General features: G+C 42.3%; 1 protein-coding gene. It reads left to right on the top strand.

Going from position 1 to position 878, the window contains the following annotated elements:
* Nucleotides 1-737: metallophosphoesterase (locus tag ACS8FD_RS18290; protein WP_439276896.1), on the top strand; the 737-nt coding region annotated here is incomplete at its 5' end.
* Nucleotides 738-878 lie beyond the last annotated feature (141 nt).

Below are 878 nucleotides of genomic sequence, written 5' to 3'. Positions count from 1 at the left end.
ACCAACATCCAACTTCTGAATGCTGCTGTACCTATAGTTTTGAAGCAGTATTAGCACAAGCGTTGAGCGAAGATATTCGCTGTGATTTGATTTTAGTCACAGGTGATTTGGTTAATGTGGTCAAGCCTGCTATTTACGATTATATTTTTAGGTTATTACACGATACTGGTATTCCTTTTGCTTGTATCGCTGGCAATCATGATGTAACAGATGAGCTCGATGGCAAACAGCCCTACTCTCAGCGCCAACTTATCCCTCAGCCTGCAGACGAGCGTCTACTCAGTCGCCATGTGATTCATACAGACTACTGGCAACTTTTGCTACTAAATTCTGCCATTCCTGGCAAGGTTGCAGGTGAGGTGACCGATACAGATATTGACTGGTTATGCGCGCAATTGAGTGCTTGTGATAAACCTGCCCTTATCGCATTGCATCATCATGTGATGCTTATGCACTCAGAATGGATAGATGCTCACATTGCAGACAATGTATCTACTTGTTGGCAACGTATGGCAGCATTTCCACATTTACGCGTGATTATTAGTGGTCATACGCATCAGGAACAAGTTCGCTATCAAAATGGGGTGACCGTGTATACCACTCCATCAACCTGCTATCAGTTTAAGCCTTACGAAGATGACTTCGCTTATGATACAAGTGCATTACCTGGTTACCGTTGGTTGCAATTAGCCAACACTGGGCAGGTTGCAAGCTGGGTCAAAAGATTGGATACTTAGCGGCCAGTTTTAACCGTTCAGTGCGTATCGTTGTTTATAAAACTTTGTCATCTACCGATTGTTGTTATTTGTAGCGCTTAGGCTTTTAGTATAGTGTGTGAGACATTTTATTAAATAGTACTAGGCAATAGTCATAGAATA

The organism is Psychrobacter sp. 1U2 (assembly GCF_051847575.1).
This window is presented reverse-complemented; position numbering and strand designations above follow the sequence as displayed.